A 14,175-nucleotide genomic window follows, 5' to 3' on the forward strand; every position below is an offset into this window, starting at 1 on the left:
GGCCAACGATCGTTCGCGTTTTTCGAACACAGGCTCTATCGCACGGTATTCCGCTCTATCTGGCGCAAGTGATCGAAGAACAACCGGGCACACGGCGACAGCCCCTCCTCGTCGCGGACCACCAGACGTAGTTCGCGTCGGGCCCAGGCATCGCTGAGATCCACCGCCCGGAGGCCGAGTGGCTGGCCCAATGACTCGTAGGCTATGCGGGGAATGATGCCAATCCCCATCCCCGCCTGCACCATCCGGCAGACGGCATCGAAACCGGGCACATGGATGCGCAAACGCAGCGGACGCTCCGCCTGGTATGCAGCGAGCTGGGTGCGCCGGTAGATGGAGCTGGCCGAGTGCAGACCGACATAATCGCTGTCCAGCGTGTCGCTGAAACTTACCTGCTGTTGCCCGGCGAGCGGGTGATCGGGGGGCATGACCACGATCAGGCGATCTTCCCGATAACGCACACTGACCAGGTCTTGAACCCGCACGTCTCCCGAACAGATACCGATGTCGGCCCAGCCATCCGCGACGCCCTGCACGACGCCATCGCTCGGGCGCTCCTCCAAATCGATCTTGATCCGCTCGTGCAAGACAATGAAGGCACGTAAATCCTCAGGCAAAAACTGCACGATGGCAGACAGATTGGCCAGCATCCGCACGTAACCACGCACGCCCTGCACATGCTCGCTGAGCTCGAGACCGAGCTTCTCCACGCCCAGCAACATCCGCCGGGCATGCTGTAGCAGAGTTTCGCCAATAGGCGTGAGCTGCATGCCCTTGGCCTGCCGAACGAACAGCGTCACCCCCAGCGAGGATTCGAGATCCACCAGGCGCTTGCTGGCGGCGGATACGGCAATTGCCTCGCGCTCGGCGGCACGAGTCAGAGTCCCCTCCTCGGCCACTGCCACGAGCAGTTGCAAAGTAGTCAGATCGAGACGGCGCAAGAGATTTCTGCTGATCATGGATTTCGCGCATAAGAGAAAAAGAGTCAGTAATACATGACCGGTTCTGTTGGCGTACCAGCGCAAGCAAAGCGGAACAAGCGCTCGGCCACATGCTGACGCTCCCTATCCATGTCCGCGAGTAGCGGGTCGGCTTTCAGGAAGGGTTTCCCCCGGTGCCGCGCCAAGATGCCGGCTTTCGGCACGTCTGTCTCGAAAGATCCATCGCTCGCACCAATCCTGTCAGGCCGGAGCAGCCAATAGCGGTGCGCACCGAGGTGTTCACGGGGAATGTGCTCCGGCGACCCCATCGCGCCAGGATTCACTCCGCCCTCCGCAGCTCTCCTCAGAGGGCTTGCCGGGTAATGTCTATCTCACCTGTAACCGAATGGATACGTCGTAACGATTTCGAAACAAAGAAGGCAATTGCCGCCAAATCGAGCCTTGGTACCGAAGTGCCAGCCTTTCCGTAACGATTTCGTTCCGAACGATTTCCAAGCCGCTTTCATAAAAACACATAACATATTGATTTATAAAATATTTACTGAAAGTGGCATCTACCTTGCTCGTTGGCAACCGCTCGTCGCCTCGTACGAGCCCTCGATCCCTCGCCCGCCAGACCGCGGGCGAACCTGCAGGATTCACCGATGACCGACCGCCACGCCCTCAGCACCAGCAACGAATTCATCGCCCGCCATCTCGGCCCGCGCGAGGCCGAGATCGCCGCCATGCTCCGCCGGCTCGGCTACGACTCCTTGGAACGGCTCGGCGAGCGGGTGATTCCGGACAGCATCAAGGGCACCAGCGTGCTGGATTCCGGCGCCGGCCTGGGCGAGGCCGAAGCCCTGGCCCGGCTCAGGGCCATCGCCGCGCAGAACCGCCCGTTCGTCAGCTTCATCGGCCAGGGCTACTACGGCACTCACACCCCGGCGCCGATCCTGCGCAACCTGCTGGAAAACCCGGCCTGGTACACCGCCTACACCCCCTACCAGCCGGAAATCTCCCAGGGCCGCCTGGAGGCCCTGCTGAACTTCCAGACCCTGATCGGCGACCTCACCGGCCTGCCGATCGCCAACGCCTCCCTGCTCGACGAGGGCAGCGCCGCCGCCGAGGCGATGACCTTCTGCAAGCGCCTGTCGAAGAACAAGAACGCCCGCGCCTTCTTCGCCTCCCGTCACTGCCTGCCGCAGACCCTCGACGTGCTGCGCACCCGCGCCGCGCCGCTGGGCATCGAGGTGGTGGTCGGCGACGAACGCGAACTGGACGATGCCAGCCCCTACTTCGGCGCCCTGCTGCAATACCCGGCCTGCGACGGCGAGTTGTTCGACCAGCGCGAAACGGTCGAGCGCCTCCACGCCGCCGGCGCCCTGGTGGCGGTGGCCGCCGACCTGCTGGCGCTGACCCTGCTCGTCCCGCCCGGCGAATTCGGCGCCGATGTCGTCCTCGGCAGCGCCCAGCGCTTCGGCGTGCCGATGGGCTTCGGCGGCCCGCACGCCGCCTACTTCGCCACCCGCGACGCCTTCAAGCGCGACATGCCCGGCCGCCTGGTCGGCCTGTCGGTCGACCGCCACGGCCAGCCGGCGCTGCGCCTGGCGATCCAGACCCGCGAACAGCACATCCGCCGCGAGAAGGCCACCAGCAACATCTGCACCGCCCAAGTGCTGCTGGCCAACATCGCCAGCATGTTCGCCGTCTACCACGGCCCCGAAGGACTGCAGGCCATCGCCCGGCGCGTGCACCGCCTGACCGCGATCCTCGCCCGTGGCCTGAGCCAGTTGGGCCTGGCGGTCGAACAAGAACACTTCTTCGATACCCTGAGCATCGCCAGCGGCGCGCGCACCGCCGGGCTGCACGCGCGAGCTCGCGCCCAAGGCATCAACCTGCGCGAGATCGACGCCGGCCGCCTCGGCCTGTCCCTCGACGAAACCACCACGGCGCAGCAGGTCGAGACGCTGTGGGCGATCTTCGCCGCCGACGGCCAGGCCCTGCCGGACTTCGCCGCGCTGGCCGCGAGCGTCGGCGAGCGCCTGCCGCCGGCGCTGCTGCGCGGCTCGGCGTTCCTCCGCCAGCCGGTGTTCAACCGTTACCGTTCGGAAACCGGGCTGATGCGCTACCTGCGCCGGCTGGCGGACAAGGACCTGGCGCTGGACCGCAGCATGATCCCGCTGGGCTCCTGCACCATGAAGCTCAACGCCGCCAGCGAGATGATCCCGATCACCTGGGCCGAGTTCGCCGACCTGCACCCCTTCGCCCCGGCCGAGCAGAGCCAGGGCTATGCCCGCCTGACCGCCGACATCGAGCGCATGCTCTGCGCCGCCACCGGCTACGACGCCGTGTCGCTGCAGCCCAACGCCGGCTCCCAGGGCGAGTACGCGGGTCTGCTGGCGATCCGCGCCTGGCACGCCAGCCGTGGCGAAGGCCACCGCGACGTCTGCCTGATCCCGGCCTCGGCCCACGGTACCAACCCGGCGACCGCCAGCATGGCCGGCCTGCGCGTGGTGGTGGTGGCCTGCGACGCCCGGGGCAACGTCGACATCGACGACCTGCGCGCCAAGGCCGAGCGGCACGGCGCGCAACTGGCCGCGCTGATGATCACCTACCCCTCGACCCACGGCGTCTTCGAGGAGGGCGTGCGCGAGATCTGCGAGCTGGTCCACCGGCACGGCGGCCAGGTCTACATCGACGGCGCCAACATGAACGCCATGGTCGGCCTGTGCGCGCCGGGCCGGTTCGGCGGCGACGTCTCGCACCTCAACCTGCACAAGACCTTCGCCATTCCCCACGGCGGCGGCGGACCGGGCGTCGGCCCGATCGCGGTCAAGTCCCACCTGGCGCCCTTCCTGCCCGGCCACGGCCGCCTCGAACACAAGGAAGGCGCGGTCTGCTCGGCGCCGTTCGGCAGTGCCAGCATCCTGCCGATCACCTGGATGTACGTCAGCATGATGGGCGGCGCCGGCCTGCGCCTGGCCTCGCTGGTGGCGATTCTCAACGCCAACTACATCGCCAGCCGCCTGCAGGACCATTATCCGGTGCTCTACAGCGGCGCCGACGGCCTGGTCGCCCACGAGTGCATCCTCGACCTGCGCCCGCTCAAGGAAACCAGCGGCATCAGCGTCGACGACGTGGCCAAGCGCCTGATCGACTTCGGTTTCCACGCGCCGACCATGTCCTTCCCGGTCCCCGGCACCCTGATGATCGAGCCGACCGAAAGCGAATCGAAGGAAGAGCTGGACCGCTTCTGCGACGCCATGATCGCCATCCGCGAGGAGATCCGCGCGGTGGAGAACGGCACCCTGGACAAGGACGACAACCCGTTGAAGAACGCACCGCACAGCGCGGCCGAACTGGTCGGCGAGTGGCGCCATCCGTACGGCCGCGAGCAGGCGGTGTACCCGCTCGCCAGCCTGGTCGAGGGCAAGTACTGGCCGCCGGTGGCGCGGGTCGACAACGTCTACGGCGACCGCAACCTGATCTGCACCTGCCCGGCGCCGGAGGACGGCCGGGACGCCTGACGGCGACGCTCCGTGGGCTCCCCGATGCCGAGGCGTCGATACCGTCCCGGTATCGCCGCCAGGGTCTATAAAAAGAAATACCCGGGCCATTGCTGCGGCAGTTCGCCGCAGCCGGAGCATTCATCATGTCCCTCAGCGTATTCGACTTGTTCAAGATCGGCATAGGTCCCTCCAGCTCGCATACCGTCGGCCCCATGCGCGCCGCGGCCCGCTTCGTCGAGGGCCTGCGCCGCGACGGCCTGCTGGCGCTCACCGCGCGCGTCAGGGTCGAGCTGTACGGCTCCCTCGGCGCCACCGGCAAGGGCCACGGCAGCGACGGGGCGGTGCTGCTCGGCCTGGAAGGCGAGCAGCCGGAACGAGTCGATACCGACCATATCCCCGAACGCCTGGCGGCGATCCGCGCCAGCGGCGAGTTGCGCCTGCTCGGCGACCGGCCGATCCGCTTCGTCGAGAAGAACGATCTGGCGCTGATCCGCAAGGCGCTGCCCTGCCATCCCAACGGCATGCTCTTCCGCGCCTTCGACGCCGACGGCCTGCAGTTCCGCAGCCGCGAGTACTACTCGGTGGGCGGCGGCTTCGTAGTTGGTGCCGACAGCGCCGGCGCCGACCGGCTCAAGGAAGACTGCACGCAATTGCCCTATCCGTTCAGGAGCGCCGGCGAACTGCTGGCGCTGTGCGACGCGAAGGGACTCTCGATCAGCGCGCTGATGCGGGTCAACGAACTGGCCTGGCGCCCGGACAGCGAGACCCGCGCCGGCCTGTGGCGCATCTGGCAGGTAATGCAGGAATGCGTGGAGGCCGGCTGCCGCAGCGAGGGCGTACTACCCGGCGGACTGCAGGTCAGGCGCCGCGCCGCCGATCTTTACCAGCAGTTGAACCACGGCGCCGAGAGCAGGCGGGACGATCCGCTGTGGGCGCTCGACTGGATCAACCTCTACGCCCTGGCGGTGAACGAGGAGAATGCCAGCGGCGGCCGCGTGGTGACCGCCCCGACCAACGGCGCCGCCGGCATAGTCCCGGCGCTGCTGCACTACTACATGCGCTTCGTCCCCGGCGCCACGCTGGAGGGGGTCGAGCGCTTCCTGCTCACCGCCGCCGCCATCGGCATCCTCTACAAGGAGAACGCCTCGATCTCCGGCGCCGAGGTCGGCTGCCAGGGCGAGGTCGGGGTGGCCTGCTCGATGGCCTCCGGCGCGCTCTGCGAGGTACTCGGCGGCAGCCCGCGGCAAGTCGAGAACGCCGCCGAGATCGGCATGGAGCATAACCTCGGCCTGATCTGCGATCCGGTCGGCGGGCTGGTCCAGGTGCCCTGCATCGAACGCAACGCGATGGGCGCGGTGAAGGCGCTCAACGCCGCGCGCATGGCCCTGCGCGGCGACGGCCGGCACTGCATCTCGCTGGACAAGGTGATCGCCACCATGCGCCAGACCGGCGCCGACATGAAGAGCAAGTACAAGGAAACCGCCCGCGGCGGGCTGGCGGTGAATATCATCGAATGCTGAACCGTATCTGCGCCGCCTCGGCCGGCCTCTCGGGAGCGAACCCGCTCCCGCCCCCATCGACCCTCGGAGTTCCTGCATGACCACGGAAACCCTCGCCAAAACCCCGCTGCACGCCCTGCACCTCGAACTGGGCGCGCGCATGGTGCCCTTCGCCGGCTACGAGATGCCGGTGCAATACCCGCTGGGGGTGCTCAAGGAGCACCTGCACAGCCGCGACCAGGCCGGACTGTTCGACGTTTCACACATGGGCCAGATCCTCCTGCGCGGCGCCGATGCCGGCGCGGCCCTGGAAACCCTGGTACCGGTGGACATCGTCGAGCTGCCGGTGGGCCAGCAGCGCTACGCGCTGTTCACCGACGACAACGGCGGCATCCTCGACGACCTGATGGTCGCCAACCTGGGCGACGAGCGCCTGTTCCTGGTGGTCAACGCCGCCTGCAAGGAGCAGGACCTCGCCCACCTGAAAACGCACATCGGCGCGCGCTGCCAGATCGAATCGCTGTTCGAGTCGCGCGCCCTGCTCGCCCTGCAGGGCCTCAGGGCGGTCGACGTGCTGGCGCGCCTGGCGCCGGAAGTGGCGCAGATGACCTTCATGCGCATCGCCGAGATCGAGTTGCTCGGCATCCCGTGCATCGTCAGCCGCTCCGGCTACACCGGCGAGGACGGCTTCGAGATCTCCGTGCCGGTCGAGCACGCCGATAAGCTCGCCCGCGCCCTGCTCGCTGAACCGGAAGTCCAGCCGATCGGCCTCGGCGCCCGCGACTCGCTGCGCCTGGAAGCCGGCCTGTGCCTGTACGGCCACGACATGAGCAGCGCCACCACGCCGGTCGAGGCCAGCCTGCTGTGGGCCATCTCCAAGGCGCGCCGCGAGGGTGGCGCGCGCGCCGGCGGCTTTCCCGGCGCCGCGCGGATCTTCGCCCAGCAGCAGGAAGGCGTGGCTTGCAGGCGCGTCGGCCTGCTGCCGCAGGAGCGCACGCCGGTGCGCGAAGGCACGGAGATCGTCGATGCCCAGGGCGCGCCGATCGGCAAGGTCACCAGCGGCGGCTTCGGGCCGAGCCTGGGCGCGCCGCTGGCCATGGGCTATGTCGCCAGCGCCCATGCCGCCGAAGGCAGCGAGGTCTGGGCCATCGTCCGCGGCAAGCGCGTGCCGATGAAGGTCGCCAGGACGCCCTTCGTAGCGCAGCGCTACTATCGCGGCTGAGCCCCGCCGCCCCTCTTCCGAGCATGGAAGAGGGGCCGATTCGCTCGCCCTGCCGGCCGCCGCGGGAACGCGCCATGCCACGGCCCCTGCGCTGGCCACCTACGCTTGAGACAGGACAAGACCCGCAGCCGCGACAAGACCAGAGGTGAACCTCGCGATGATCAAGTTGAACCTGAACGGCAAGGACCACGAGTTCGATGCGCCCGGGGAAATGCCATTGCTATGGGCCCTGCGCGACGTCGCCGGGCTGACCGGCACCAAGTACGGCTGCGGCATGGCGCTGTGCGGCGCCTGCACCGTGCATGTCGACGGACAGCCGACGCGCGCCTGCGTGACACCGCTTGCGGCGGTGGCCGGCAAGCAGGTCGTCACCATCGAAGGAGTCGCCGGACAACCCGCCGGCAAGGCGGTGCAGGAAGCCTGGCGCAAGCTCGACGTGGTGCAGTGCGGCTACTGCCAGTCGGGGCAGATCATGGCCGCCAGCGCGCTGCTGTCCGCCAACAAGAACCCCAGCGATACCGATATCGACTCGGCCATGAGCGGCAACCTCTGCCGCTGCGCCACCTACGTACGCATCCGCGCGGCGATCCACGAAGCCGCCCGGAGCCTGGCCTGAGGAGCCTCCCCATGGCAGAGCTGCACTTCCCGGACGAGACGGCCGCCACCGGCGGCATCCGCAACTTCAGCCGCCGCGCCTTCCTGCGCGGCACCGGCGGCCTGGCGCTGGGCATCTACTTCGCGCCGCTGCTCGGGCGCGGGAGCCTGGCCGGAGCGGCCGGCGATTTCGAGCCGAACGCCTTCCTGCGCATCGGCTCCGACGGCCTGGTCACGGTGATCGCCAAGCACGTCGAGATGGGCCAGGGCAGCTACACCGGCCTCGCCACCCTGGTCGCCGAGGAACTGGATGCGGACTGGGGCCGCGTGCGCGTCGAGGGCGCCCCGGCGAATACCGAGCTGTACAAGAACCTTGCCTTCGGCCTGCAAGGGACCGGTGGCAGCAGCGCCATCGCCAACTCCTTCGAGCAGATGCGCAAGGCCGGCGCCAGCGCCCGTGCCATGCTGGTGGCCGCCGCCGCCGAGCAATGGCGGGTGCCGGCGGAGCAGATCGGGGTGCGCCAGGGCGTGGTCGAGCACGCCGCCTCGGGCCGCAAGGCCGGCTTCGGCGAGCTGGCCGAGGCCGCGGCCAGGCAAGCGCTGCCCGCCGATGTGAAGCTCAAGGAGCCGAAGGACTTCGGGCTCATCGGCCGGCAGACGCTGCCGCGCACCGACAGCCCGGACAAGACCGACGGCAGCGCGGTCTTCACCCAGGACATCCACCTGCCGGACATGCTGGTGGCCGTCCCCCTCCATCCGCCACGCTTCGGCGCCAGTCCGGCGAAAGTCGATGCGAGCAAGGCCAGGGCGCTGCCGGATGTGGTCGCGGTGGTCGAGTATCCCGGCGACGAGCACCGTTTCGCCGGCGTCGCCGTGCTGGCCCGCAATACCTGGGCGGCGATCCGGGGACGCGACGCGCTGCAGGTGGAATGGGACGAGAGCAAGGCCTTCCGCCTCGGCAGCGCGGAGATCCTCGCCCGGTACCGCGATCTGGCCGGCCAGCCCGGCAAGGTCGCGCGCGACGAAGGCGACGCCGGCGGCGCGCTGGAGCGGGCGGCCAGGCGCATCGACGCCGAGTTCGAATTCCCCTATCTGGCCCACGCCGCCATGGAGCCGCTGAACTGCGTGGTCAGGCTGGACGAGGGGCGCTGCGAAATCTGGAACGGCGAGCAGTGGCAGTCCGGCGACCAGCGACTGGTGGCGCAGTTGCTGGGCATTGCCCCGGAGCATGTGTCGATCACCCAGCTCTACGCCGGCGGTAGCTTCGGCCGGCGCGCCAACCCGCACTCGGACTACGTGCTGGAGGCGGTGTCCATCGCCAGGGCGGCCCGTGACCAGGGGCTGAAGGGGCCGGTGAAGATGGTCTGGCCCCGCGAGAACGACACCCGCGGCGGCCACTACCGGCCGCTGTTCCTGCACCGGGCCAGCCTTGGCCTGGACGAAGAAGGCAGGCTGACGGCCTGGCAGCATCGCCTGGTGGGACAGTCGTTCATGCAGGGCACGCCGTTCGAATCGGTGATGCTCAAGGACGGCATCGACAAGGTGGCGGTGGAGGGCGTCGACAATCTCGCCTACGCGGTCCCCAACCTGCGCGTCGAACTGCACCTGGCGCAGGACATCGGCGTGCCGACCCAGTGGTGGCGCTCGGTGGGCCACACCCATACCGCCTATGCGGCGGAAACCCTGATCGACGAAGCCGCCCAGGCCGCCGGCAAGGACCCCTACCAGTACCGCCGGGCGCTGCTGGACAGGCAGCCGCGCCACCTCGGCGTGCTCGACCTGGCGGCGGAGAAGGCCGGCTGGACGAGCGCCTTGCCGCCGGGAGCGCAGGGCGAGCGGCGCGGGCGCGGCATCGCGGTGCACGAGTCGTTCGGCAGCTTCGTGGCGCAGGTGGTGGAAGTGACCCTGAAGCCCGACCACAGCTACACGGTGGACAGGGTCGTCTGCGCGGTGGACTGCGGCGTGGCGATCAACCCGGACGTGATCCGCGCGCAGATGGAAGGCGGCATCGGCTTCGCCCTGTCGGCGGCCATGCACAGCGCCATCACCCTGAAGGATGGCGTGGTCGAGCAGTCGAACTTCCACGACTTCCAGGTGCTCCGCCTCAACGAGATGCCGCGGGTCGAGGTGCACATCGTGCCCTCGGCGGAAGCACCCAGCGGCGTCGGCGAGCCGGGCGTGCCGCCGCTGGCGCCGGCGCTGGCCAATGCGCTGTTCGCCGCGAGCGGCAAGCGCATCCGCCGGCTACCGATCGGCAAGCAGTTGCAGGCATAGGACGGGACGCCCGGCTTCTTCGTTTCGACGGGGATGCCGGGCGCCATCCAGGCAATGGCATCCGCGCGCCATGCCGAGCCTCCCGCCAGTGGCTCGCCTATTTACGGATGCCCTGCCAGACCATACCGGCGAGCGCCAGCACGGAAATCCCGAACCAGAAGTGAAATTCGATATCCATATCGCGACCTCCAGGCAACCGCACGCCCGACTTCCAACCCGACCCGATCACTATATTTCATGGCAGGGATTTTCGAGCGCCCCTCGTCCGAGGGGGGAAACCGACCGCTCCCCCGCCGGCCCCTCAATGCCCACCCAGATAGGCGCTGCGCACCTCCGGGTCGCCGAGCAGTTCCTCTCCGCTTCCCGACAGGCGGATCTGCCCGTTGACCATCACGTAGCCGCGGTCGGAAAGCCTGAGCGCATGGTTGGCGTTCTGCTCCACCAGGAACAGGGTCATGCCGCCGGACGCCAGCTCGCGCAGGATCTGGAAGATCTGCCGGACCACGATGGGCGCCAGGCCCAGCGACGGCTCGTCGAGCAGCAGCAGCTTCGGCCGGCTCATCAGCGCGCGGGCGATGGCGAGCATCTGCTGCTCGCCGCCGGAGAGCGTCATGGCGCGCTGGTTGCGCCGTTCCCTGAGGCGCGGGAACAGCTCGAACATCCGCCCGAGATCCTCGTCGGCGTGCGCCATGCCGATCGGGATGGTGCCCATCAGCAGGTTCTCTTCCACGCTCATGTCGGGAAATACCCGCCGCCCTTCCGGCGACTGCGCCACGCCGCTGGAGGCGACGTGGTGGGCCGACTTGCGGGTGATGTCCTCGCCACGATAGAGGATCTGCCCGGCGCTCGGCCGCGGCTGGCCGAAGATCGACATCAGGAGGCTCGACTTGCCCGCGCCGTTGGCGCCGATCAGGCTGACCGTCTCGCCCTCGTCGACGTGCAGGCTGACCTGGCGCAGCGCCTGGATCGGCCCGTAGTGCAGGTCGACAGCGCGGAATTCCAGCAGGGGCACGCTCATGCCAGTTCCTCCTCGTCGGCGCCCAGGTAAGCGGCGATAACCTTGGGATCGTGACGGATCGCCGCAGGCGGTCCCTCGGCGATCAGTTCGCCGTGGTCGAGCACCAGGATGTGGTCGGAAATGCCCATCACCAGGCCCATGTCGTGCTCGATCAGCAGCACCGTGACCTCATGGGCGTCGCGCAGGGTACGGATGATACGGCTGAGCGCGGCGGTCTCGGCCGGATTGAGGCCGGCGGCCGGCTCGTCCAGGCAAAGCAGTTGCGGCCGGGTGCACATGGCCCGGGCGATCTCCAGGCGACGCTGCTGGCCGTAGGACAGTTCGCCGGCCAGACGGTTGGCGCAATCGACCAGATCGACCGCCTCCAGCCAGTAGAAGGCGTGCTCCAGCGCCTGCTCCTCGGCCCGGCGAAAGCCACGGGTATTGAGGATGCCGGCCAGCAGGCCGCGCTCGACCCACAGGTGCTGGGCCACCAGCAGGTTCTCCAGCACCGACATTTCACGGAACAGACGGATGTTCTGGAAGGTCCGCGCCAGGCCGGCGCGGTTGACCAGATGGGTGCCGCCGAACAGCTTGTACCAGAGCCGGCTGGCGAAGCGCCGCGGACTGAGGAAATCGCCCGCCCGGAACGGCCCGCCGAGCACCTGCAGCACGTCGGTGCTGCGCCCGCGCGCCTCGAAGAGGATGCGGCCGCCGCTGGCGCGGTAGAAACCGGTCAGGCAGTTGAACAGCGTGGTCTTGCCGGCGCCGTTGGGGCCGATCAGCGCGGTGATGGAGTGGCACTTCACGCCCAGGCTGACGTCGTGCAGCGCGCGGATGCCGCCGAAGCGCATGGACAAGCGCTCGACGCGGAGAATCTCGCCGTCGCTCATGGGGCCACCCCCGGACGTCGCGCGAAACCGCGACGGCTGATGCGGATCAGCCCGCGCGGCCGCCAGATCATCATCAGCACCATCAGCATGCCGAACAGCAGCACCCGGTAGTCGGCGAAGCTCCTGAGCAGCTCCGGCGCCACCGTCAGCATGAAGGCGGCGAGCACCACGCCCAGGGTCGAGCCCATGCCGCCGAGCACCACGATGGCGAGGATCAGCGCCGACTCGAAGAAGGTGAACGAGGTCGGATTGACGAAACCCTGGTAGCTGGCGAAGAACACCCCGGCCAGCCCCGCCGTGGAGGCGCCGAGCATGAACGCCGAGAGCTTGACCAGCACATGGTTGAGACCCATGGCGCGGCAGGCGATCTCGTCCTCGCGCAACGCCTCCCAGGCCCGGCCGATCGGCATGCGCACCAGCCGACCCTTGACGTAGAGCACCAGCAGCACGGTGAGCAGCAGCACCACGTAGATGAACAGGAACTTGAGGTTGGGGTTGTAGGCGATGCCGAAGAACTCGTGGAACGGCACCCCGCCATCCCTGGCGCGCCGGCCGAACTCCAGGCCGAGAAAGGTCGGCGCCGGCACCGACATGCCGTTCGGCCCGCCGGTGAAGGACAGCCAGTTGTTCAGCACTAGGCGAATGATCTCGCCGAAACCCAGGGTGACGATGGCCAGGTAGTCGCCGTGCATGCGCAGCACCGGGAAACCGAGCAGCGCCCCGGCCAGCGCCGCCATCAGCGCGGCCAGCGGCAGCACGCTCCAGAAGCCGAGTCCTAGGTATTCGTAGCCGAGCGCCAGGCCGTAGGCGCCGATGGCGTAGAAGGCCACGTAGCCCAGGTCGAGCAGCCCGGCGAGGCCGACCACGATGTTCAGGCCGAGGCCGAGCAACACGTAGATGAGGCCGAGGATGACCACGGTGAGCAGGTACTTGCCGGCGAAGAACGGGAAGACCACGGCGGCCAGCAGCACCAGCGGCAGCAGCCAGCGCAGGTGCGAACGATGCTCCGGCGGCAGCACCTGCACGCCGGCGCCGCCGCCTTCGAGGCGCTGGAGCCAGCCGCGGCCGCCGGCGCTGTGCAGGAACAGGCTGAGGAGGAAGCGGCCGAGCATCACCGCGCCGACGATCCAGGCCACCCGCGAGGACTCCAGGTGGAAGCTGTAGCCGTCGAGCACCACGCCGACGATGGGGCCGAACACCACCAGGGCGATCAGCCCGGCCAGCAGGCTGTCCAGCAGCGGCTGGCGGATATCCAGGGAAGGCTCTGCCATGCTCACACCTTCGCCACCTGGGGCCGGCCCAGGAGTCCTTGCGGTCGGAAGATCAGGATCAGCACCAGCAGCGAGAAGCTGAACACGTCCTTGTAGTCGGTGTTGACGATGCCGGAGAACTGCGCCTCGGCCACCCCGAGGATCAGGCCGCCGAGCATGGCGCCGGGCAGCGAGCCGATGCCGCCGAGCACCGCGGCGGTGAACGCCTTGATGCCGATGACGAAGCCGGCGTAGAAATCGAAGGTGCCGTAGTTCAGGGTGATCAGCAGGCCGGCCAGCGCGGCCATGGCGGCGCCGATGACGAACACCCAGGAGATCACCCGGTCGGTGTCGATGCCGAGGATCTGCGCCATCTTGCGGTCCTGCTGGGTGGCGCGGCACATGCGGCCGAGCCGGGTACAGCGGATCACCCAGGTCAGCGCGGCCATGCCGGCGAAGGCGGCGACCAGGATGAACACCTTGGTGTAGCTGATCTGCAGGAAGCCCTCGCCGATCGGCAGGCGGAAGGCGCCGTCGAGCAGGGTCGGTATGCCCTGCTGGCGCGCGCCCTGGCTGATCTGCACGTAGTTCTGCAGGATCAGCGAGATGCCGATGGCGCTGATCAACGGTGCCAGGCGCGTGGAGTTGCGCAACGGCCGGTAGGCGATGCGCTCGATCACCCAGCCGTACAGGCCGGTGACGCAGACGGTGAACAGCAGCGTGCCGAAGATCAGCAGCGGAAAGGATTCGAGGCCGAAGGACGCCAGCAGGGCCAGGCCGATGGCCGAGAGGTAGGCACTGATCATGTACACCTCGCCGTGGGCGAAGTTGATCATGCCGATGATCCCGTAAACCATGGTGTAGCCGATGGCGATCAGACCGTAGACCGACCCGAGGGTCAGCCCGTTGACCATTTGTTGCAGGAAGATGCCGTCCATGCGTAAGTCTCGTCTATGGGCGGTTCATGGAGGGTTCGGCTGCGCAGCCAAGCCTGCAGGAGCAGACCGAAGCGTA

The 14,175-nt window shown here is 68.3% G+C and carries 10 protein-coding genes; 5 read left to right on the plus strand and 5 right to left on the minus strand.

Translation table 11 applies throughout. The features are described 5' to 3' along the window. Window positions 1–35: 35 nt before the first annotated feature. A complete protein-coding gene (locus AVCA_RS11875; RefSeq protein ID WP_012701170.1) occupies window positions 36–959 on the minus strand; it encodes a LysR family transcriptional regulator in 924 nt (307 codons plus the stop codon). Between the two features lie 626 nt (window positions 960–1,585). On the opposite strand from AVCA_RS11875, the gene gcvP reads away from it, so the two are divergent. The 5 genes from gcvP (at window position 1,586) to AVCA_RS11905 (ending at window position 10,021) form a co-directional block, all read left to right on the plus strand. After that, the gene (gene gcvP, locus AVCA_RS11885; RefSeq protein ID WP_012701171.1) at window positions 1,586–4,450 is read left to right on the plus strand and encodes an aminomethyl-transferring glycine dehydrogenase; all 2,865 of its coding nucleotides are present in this window, start codon (window positions 1,586–1,588) and stop codon (window positions 4,448–4,450) included. 125 nt (window positions 4,451–4,575) lie between these two features. Next, on the plus strand, window positions 4,576–5,952 hold the full coding sequence (locus AVCA_RS11890) for an L-serine ammonia-lyase (RefSeq protein ID WP_012701172.1): 1,377 nt from the start codon (window positions 4,576–4,578) through the stop codon (window positions 5,950–5,952). Window positions 5,953–6,028: 76 nt separating this feature from the next. Beyond that, complete coding sequence (gene gcvT, locus AVCA_RS11895) at window positions 6,029–7,153, plus strand: glycine cleavage system aminomethyltransferase GcvT (protein ID WP_012701173.1); 1,125 nt, start codon at window positions 6,029–6,031, stop codon at window positions 7,151–7,153. A 157-nt stretch (window positions 7,154–7,310) separates the two neighbouring features. Further along, a complete protein-coding gene (locus AVCA_RS11900) occupies window positions 7,311–7,769 on the plus strand; it encodes a (2Fe-2S)-binding protein (protein ID WP_012701174.1) in 459 nt (152 codons plus the stop codon). Window positions 7,770–7,780: 11 nt separating this feature from the next. Continuing rightward, a complete protein-coding gene (locus tag AVCA_RS11905) occupies window positions 7,781–10,021 on the plus strand; it encodes a xanthine dehydrogenase family protein molybdopterin-binding subunit (RefSeq protein WP_012701175.1) in 2,241 nt (746 codons plus the stop codon). A 301-nt stretch (window positions 10,022–10,322) separates the two neighbouring features. On the opposite strand, the gene AVCA_RS11910 is transcribed toward AVCA_RS11905, so the two are convergent. Genes AVCA_RS11910 through AVCA_RS11925 form a run of 4 tightly spaced genes read right to left on the minus strand, consistent with a single transcriptional unit; the run spans window position 10,323 to window position 14,099 of the window. Beyond that, complete coding sequence (locus AVCA_RS11910) at window positions 10,323–11,039, minus strand: ABC transporter ATP-binding protein (RefSeq protein WP_012701177.1); 717 nt, start codon at window positions 11,037–11,039, stop codon at window positions 10,323–10,325. Next, window positions 11,036–11,911, minus strand: coding sequence for an ABC transporter ATP-binding protein (locus tag AVCA_RS11915; protein WP_012701178.1), 876 nt, complete (start codon window positions 11,909–11,911; stop codon window positions 11,036–11,038). Before AVCA_RS11915 ends, AVCA_RS11910 begins: the two co-directional genes overlap by 4 nt. After that, the gene (gene livM / locus AVCA_RS11920; protein ID WP_012701179.1) at window positions 11,908–13,182 is read right to left on the minus strand and encodes a high-affinity branched-chain amino acid ABC transporter permease LivM; all 1,275 of its coding nucleotides are present in this window, start codon (window positions 13,180–13,182) and stop codon (window positions 11,908–11,910) included. The genes AVCA_RS11915 and livM overlap by 4 nt, the downstream gene beginning before the upstream one ends. Before the next feature lie 2 nt (window positions 13,183–13,184). Continuing rightward, window positions 13,185–14,099, minus strand: coding sequence for an ABC transporter permease subunit (locus tag AVCA_RS11925; RefSeq protein ID WP_012701180.1), 915 nt, complete (start codon window positions 14,097–14,099; stop codon window positions 13,185–13,187). Window positions 14,100–14,175: the final 76 nt, after the last annotated feature.

Origin of the sequence: Azotobacter vinelandii CA, from assembly GCF_000380335.1 — a bacterium.
Lineage (GTDB): Bacteria > Pseudomonadota > Gammaproteobacteria > Pseudomonadales > Pseudomonadaceae > Azotobacter > Azotobacter vinelandii.

Coding starts and splice junctions, on each gene's coding strand:
- AVCA_RS11875 (WP_012701170.1), bottom strand. CDS start 959: ATGATCAGCAGAAATCTCTTGCGCCGTCTCGATCTGACTACTTTGCAA.
- gcvP (WP_012701171.1), top strand. CDS start 1,586: ATGACCGACCGCCACGCCCTCAGCACCAGCAACGAATTCATCGCCCGC.
- AVCA_RS11890 (WP_012701172.1), top strand. CDS start 4,576: ATGTCCCTCAGCGTATTCGACTTGTTCAAGATCGGCATAGGTCCCTCC.
- gcvT (WP_012701173.1), top strand. CDS start 6,029: ATGACCACGGAAACCCTCGCCAAAACCCCGCTGCACGCCCTGCACCTC.
- AVCA_RS11900 (WP_012701174.1), top strand. CDS start 7,311: ATGATCAAGTTGAACCTGAACGGCAAGGACCACGAGTTCGATGCGCCC.
- AVCA_RS11905 (WP_012701175.1), top strand. CDS start 7,781: ATGGCAGAGCTGCACTTCCCGGACGAGACGGCCGCCACCGGCGGCATC.
- AVCA_RS11910 (WP_012701177.1), bottom strand. CDS start 11,039: ATGAGCGTGCCCCTGCTGGAATTCCGCGCTGTCGACCTGCACTACGGG.
- AVCA_RS11915 (WP_012701178.1), bottom strand. CDS start 11,911: ATGAGCGACGGCGAGATTCTCCGCGTCGAGCGCTTGTCCATGCGCTTC.
- livM (WP_012701179.1), bottom strand. CDS start 13,182: ATGGCAGAGCCTTCCCTGGATATCCGCCAGCCGCTGCTGGACAGCCTG.
- AVCA_RS11925 (WP_012701180.1), bottom strand. CDS start 14,099: ATGGACGGCATCTTCCTGCAACAAATGGTCAACGGGCTGACCCTCGGG.